Origin of the sequence: Winogradskyella sp. UBA3174 (assembly GCF_002364335.1) — a bacterium.
GTDB lineage: Bacteria > Bacteroidota > Bacteroidia > Flavobacteriales > Flavobacteriaceae > Winogradskyella.
This window is the reverse complement of the sequence record NZ_DEXW01000046.1, coordinates 41,898-48,035: the sequence shown is the minus strand read 5'-3', so window position 1 is coordinate 48,035 and position 6,138 is coordinate 41,898. Positions and strand designations below refer to the sequence as shown.

General features: G+C 35.5%; 4 protein-coding genes. All 4 read left to right on the top strand.

The genetic code is table 11. The features are described 5' to 3' along the window. Positions 1 to 2,640, top strand: a 2,640-nt coding sequence (gene secA, locus B2U95_RS08375; RefSeq protein WP_296314897.1) for a preprotein translocase subunit SecA, incomplete at its 5' end; no start/stop codon positions are given. Between the two features lie 192 nt (positions 2,641 to 2,832). After that, entirely contained in the window at positions 2,833 to 3,564 is a 732-nt protein-coding gene (locus tag B2U95_RS08370; RefSeq protein ID WP_296314895.1) for an NAD(P)-dependent oxidoreductase, read from the top strand. 53 nt (positions 3,565 to 3,617) lie between these two features. Next, a complete protein-coding gene (locus B2U95_RS08365) occupies positions 3,618 to 4,646 on the top strand; it encodes a serine hydrolase domain-containing protein (protein WP_296314894.1) in 1,029 nt (342 codons plus the stop codon). Between the two features lie 277 nt (positions 4,647 to 4,923). Further along, positions 4,924 to 6,090 (top strand): Type 1 glutamine amidotransferase-like domain-containing protein, encoded by a 1,167-nt coding sequence (locus tag B2U95_RS08360; RefSeq protein ID WP_296314892.1) that lies wholly within the window; start codon positions 4,924 to 4,926, stop codon positions 6,088 to 6,090. Positions 6,091 to 6,138 lie beyond the last annotated feature (48 nt).

Here is a 6,138-nt window from a genome sequence, read left to right as displayed (position 1 = left end):
TTTCATGGCATGAGTATCGATTGTATTGATTACCATACACCAAACTCAGATGCACGTCGAAAAGCATATAATGCAGATATCACTTATGGAACTAATAATGAATTTGGTTTCGATTACTTACGTGATAATATGGCACATTCGCCAGAAGATTTGGTGCAACGTCGACACCACTATGCTATCGTCGATGAAGTCGATTCTGTATTAGTCGATGATGCGCGTACACCATTAATTATTTCGGGTCCTGTTCCTAGAGGAGACGAGCACGAGTTTGATGCTCTTAAGCCTAAGGTAAACGCTATTGAAGAAGTACAACGCAAATATTTAGTTGGTGTACTAGCTGAAGCTAAAAAACTGATTGCCGCTGGTGACACTAAAGAAGGTGGATTCCAATTATTAAGAGCTTACAGAGGTATTCCTAAAAATAAAGCATTAATTAAGTTTTTATCTGAAGAAGGTATTAAGCAGTTACTTCAAAAAACGGAGAACTTCTACATGCAAGATAATAATAGAGAAATGCCTAAGATTGATGCAGAACTTTATTATGTTATTGACGAAAAAAATAATCAGGTAGAATTATCTGATAAGGGAATTGAATTCCTTTCAGGTGAAGATAATCCAGACTTCTTCGTGATGCCAGAAATGGGAATTGAAATTGCTAAGATTGAATCTCAAGGGTTATCATCAGAAGAAGAAGCCAATCTTAAAGAAATTTTATTTAGAGATTTTAATATTAAATCGGAACGGATACATACCTTAAATCAGCTTTTAAAGGCCTATGCTTTGTTTGAAAAAGACAACCAATACGTTGTAATGGAAAACAAAGTAATGATTGTAGATGAGCAGACAGGTCGTATTATGGATGGTCGTCGTTATTCTGACGGATTACACCAAGCGATTGAAGCTAAAGAAAATGTAAAGATTGAGGCTGCTACGCAAACTTTTGCTACTGTAACGCTTCAAAACTATTTTAGAATGTACCGTAAACTGTCTGGTATGACGGGTACTGCGGTTACAGAAGCAGGTGAATTCTGGGAAATCTACAAATTAGATGTGGTAGAAATTCCAACCAACAGACCAATTGCCAGAGATGATAGAGACGATTTAGTTTATAAAACTAAGCGCGAAAAGTATAATGCGGTTATTGATGAGGTTACCAATTTGTCACAACAAGGCAGACCAGTACTTTTAGGAACAACCAATGTAGAAATATCTGAACTTTTAGGAAAACTATTAAGCGTTCGCAAAATAGATCACAACGTCCTAAATGCGAAACAACATAAGAAAGAAGCTGATATTGTGGCACAAGCAGGTAATGCTGGCCAAGTTACCATTGCAACCAACATGGCAGGTCGTGGTACAGATATTAAGTTGAGTGAGGAGGTTAAAGCCGCTGGCGGTTTAGCCATTATTGGTACAGAGCGTCACGATTCGCGTCGTGTCGATAGACAATTACGTGGTAGAGCTGGTCGTCAAGGAGATCCAGGAAGTTCACAATTTTATGTGTCCTTAGAAGATAACTTAATGCGTCTATTTGGTAGTGAACGTATTGCTAAGATGATGGATAGAATGGGTCTTAAAGAAGGTGAAGTGATACAACACGGCATGATTTCTAAGTCTATTGAGCGTGCACAGAAAAAAGTAGAAGAGAATAACTTTGGTGTACGTAAGCGTTTATTAGAGTATGATGATGTTATGAACGCACAGCGTGAAGTGGTTTACAAACGTCGTAAAAATGCATTACAAGGTGAACGTCTACGTGTCGATTTAGCCAACATGATTTTTGATACCTCTGAAGGTATTGCAATGACCAATAAAGATGCTAACGATTATAAAAACTTTGAGTTTGAGTTAATCCGTTACTTCTCAATGGCCTCACCTATTTCTGAAGCAGACTTCGAAAAAATGAGCGAAACAGACATCGCTGGTACAATTTATAAAGAAGCCTTTAAGCACTATCGCGAAAAAATGCAACGCAATGCAGATTTAGCATTTCCTGTTATAGAAAATGTATATAACACACAACGCGATAAGTTTAAACGTATCGTTGTGCCATTTACAGATGGTGTTAAAAATCTACAGGTTGTTACGGATTTAGAGAAAGCTTACCAAACTAAAGGAACGCAGCTGATTAATGATTTTGAAAAGAACATTACACTCGCCATTGTAGATGATGCTTGGAAAGTACATTTGCGAAAAATGGATGAATTAAAGCAATCGGTTCAGTTAGCCGTACACGAGCAAAAAGATCCTTTATTAATTTATAAGTTTGAGTCTTTTGAGTTGTTTAAAGCTATGATTGACCAAGTGAATAAAGATGTAATTTCATTCTTATTTAAAGGTGAAATTCCGCAAGAAACAGCCAATACGATTCAAGAAGCAAGAACGCGTAAACAAGAAAAACTAGAAACTCAAAAAGACGAGATTCAAAATTTAGATGAGCGTTCGTCTCAAAACAGAGCTGCTGGTGCTGGTGCATCGCGCCAACAACAAGTCGTAGAAACGATTGTAAGAGATCAACCAAAAATTGGTCGTAATGATAAAGTGACTATTAAGCATGTAATGAGTGGTGAAGCTAAAGAAGTAAAGTATAAACAAGCAATTCCTTTGATTGATAAAGGAGAGTGGGTACTTGTTGAATAAGATTCCTTTGAATGCAGGAAATCTAATTAAGAGAAACCTAATAACATAGTTTCATCCTGAACTCGTTTCAGAATCTAGAATCATTAAAAATCCTGATATAAACTATCAGGATTTTTTTATGGCAATCCTCACACATGTAACATATTAGCGTAAATATCGTCTAGTAAGTATCAATCAATTTTAAAAAATCATATGACAATTTTAGTAGTAGGTGCAAGTGGAGCAACAGGAAGACAACTGACTGAGCAACTTTTAATACAAGGACACAGGGTTAAGGCAGTTGTAAGGTCTACTGAAAAATTACCAGAATCATGGAAAAACAATGAACTTGTAAAAATTATCTCAGCAAGTCTTTTAGATTTAAGTGATAAAGAAATGATGAAACTGACTCTTGGTTGTGATGCAATTGCATCATGTCTAGGACATAATATGAATTGGAAAGGAATTTATGGACAACCCAGAAGACTTGTTACAGATGCTGCTCGCAGACTATGTAATGCCATAAAAGCCAATAAGCCAGAAAGTCCTATTAAATATGTTTTAATGAATACTACTGGTAATCGTAATCGTGATTTAAATGAACCAATTTCGTTTGCACAAAAATGCGTTATTGGGCTTTTAAGACTTCTTTTACCTCCTCACGTAGACAATGAAAAAGCAGCAGATTACTTACGAATCCAAATTGGACAAAACAACCAATTCATCGAATGGGCTGCAGTAAGACCCGACGGTTTAACTGATGAAACTGAAGTTACCGATTACGAAACACATTCGTCTCCAACTAGAAGTGCCATTTTTAATGCTGGAAAAACCAGTCGTATAAACGTTGGTCATTTTATGGCAAGTCTAATTAGTGACAACAGTTTATGGAATAAATGGAAAGGGCAAATGCCTGTAATATATAATACGTCATCTTTAAATTAAAAATAGTGTAAGTCATTGCAAATAGTAATGGTTTATGCACTATGTTAAATAACATGAAGAATAACCAAACAAAACGAATACTGAGAATCGTATTTATTATTGCAAGCATAAGTTCCTTGTACTTTGTACCATGGATTTTGGTAAAAGCTTGGATAATGCCACTACCAGATACAGTACAAGAGCAAGTAAATAAAGCCATTGAATATGACTTTGATGGAATAATTGTTTATGTAGACGAAGTAGGTAAACCTCCAGCCTTTTATGCAGCTGGTTGGCACGATCGAAAAAACAAAATACCTGCCAACCCAAAAGCTTTATTCAAAATTGCTAGTATTGGTAAATTGTATGTCGCTGTTGCTATAACAAAATTAGCTCATAGCCAAAGACTTTCCTTAGATAAAACACTCGCTGATTACTTCCCTGAACTTGTCGGAAGAATTGAAAATGCAGAACAAATAACCATAAGAATGATGGTGCAACATCGTAGTGGCATTCCAAACTACATGGACCATCCTAATTTTTGGGCTAATCCACCTGATGGAGAAGAAGAAGCATTAGAATTTGCAATTGACATGCCAGCTAGCTTTACACCTAATGAAGACTACGGCTATTCAAATACCAATTATTTACTACTTCGCAGACTCATAGATAAAGTGGTTGGTTATAACAATCACCAATATATCCAAGAGGAAATTTTAATACCACTAGAGCTCAACAATACGTTTGGGTCGCTTAGCGAAGTAAATATAGACGATTTAATGAGTGGTTATTATGTTGGCTATGAAGACGACCATAAGACTGAGGAACAAGGAATGATAGCAACAGCAGAAGATGTAGGCATATTCATAAGAGCATTAAACGATGGTTCCGTTTTTAACCAAGGAGAAGAAGACGTATATTCTTCAATTTACGAGTATGATCATACAGGTTTGGTTGTTGGTTATCAGAGTATGGCAAAATACTATGAAGACATAGACACGGTTATTATTCAATTTAATAATACAACCAATTTTGATGGCTATAACTGGAATTTAGCTGAAATCATATTTAGTCGGATTGTGAAAATTGTGAGAAAAAATTAAAGGGAATAACACTGTATCGAGAAGCTTTTAAAATAAAAAAGCTTCTCGATACAGTCTCGCCCACTCGAAACACTCGAACTAACAACATAATAAACAAAAAACCCTGATTCAACCACCCATCAGGATTTTTTTTTATGGCATTGCGAGCCATACGGAGCGATCTATTTACTATTAGAAAACAGGTAGAACTACGCACAACAGTATAAGAAGTTTTTCTTAACTTTAAAAAAACGCTGAATTAGCACTGATTATAGATCATTAAACAACTTAAATACACATGAAAAAAAATCGCAACTTATTAATCTGTTTTCTTCTAGCCATAGTATTATTACCAGTTAACAATCTATTTGGGCAGGAGACGAACACTCTAAAAGAAAACGAAACTATTGGACCAGAGAATGGTGCGCTTTTAATAGTTGGTGGTGGCAGAATGACCGATGAATTATGGGATAAATTTAAAGAATTAATGGGTGGTGCAGATAAGCATTTAGTTGTAATCCCAACTGCAATTTCTAGTGAAGACTATGACGACGCTTTTCTTGAAAACATTAAAAACGACTACCTAAAAAATGGGTTTACTAATGTTTCTGTATTACATACAAGAGACAGAACAGAAGCAAACTCAAAAGAATTTACCAATGTTTTAGAAACAGCATCAGGTGTTTGGATAACTGGCGGCAGACAGTGGCGATTAGCAGATTCTTATCTTAATACAAAAACACACAACGCTTTAAACAACGTCCTAACCAGAGGTGGCATTATTGCTGGCTCTTCTGCAGGAGCAACCATACAAGGCTCTTATTTAGCAAGAGGAGATTCTAAAACTAATGTTATAATGATGGGAGATCATGAAGACGGTTTTGCCTTTGTTAAAAATGTTGCAATAGACCAACATGTATTAGCTAGAAATAGACAAAATGATATGTTCGAGATTTTAGATAACAAACCAGAACTTCTAGGCTTAGGTATCGACGAAAGCACAGGCATTATAGTCCGTAAAAATACATTTACCGTTATTGGCGAATCTTATGTCGCCATTTACGATGGAACGCGTTGGTCTAAAGAACGTGATACAATCTATAAATTACCAGCTGGCAGTAGAGAATATTATTGGTTAAAATCTGGTGATGCCTATAACTTAAAAACAAGATCTGTAATTACATACAATGAAAGAGCATATATTAATTTAACCGAAAGTGATTTAGAAAAATACTGTGGTAACTATCAAATTACTGGAGCCCAAATGAAGGCAGAATTTTTTATTAAGAATGGTGCTTTATTTAGTAAGGTTGGCCCTCAAACGTTTCCGCTTCTTCCTGAATCGAAAACGCGTTTTTATGTACCAAAATCAGATAATTATATAGATTTCGTAATAGATTCTAATGGTAAGGTAATAGAGTTAATAATCTCTGGTCAAAAGACAGCTTGGCAAAAATTGAAATAAAACAAGCCATAATAACACGTATAACTAATTACTCGTTTTATAAATACT

Coding starts and splice junctions, on each gene's coding strand:
- B2U95_RS08370 (WP_296314895.1), top strand. CDS start 2,833: ATGACAATTTTAGTAGTAGGTGCAAGTGGAGCAACAGGAAGACAACTG.
- B2U95_RS08365 (WP_296314894.1), top strand. CDS start 3,618: ATGAAGAATAACCAAACAAAACGAATACTGAGAATCGTATTTATTATT.
- B2U95_RS08360 (WP_296314892.1), top strand. CDS start 4,924: ATGAAAAAAAATCGCAACTTATTAATCTGTTTTCTTCTAGCCATAGTA.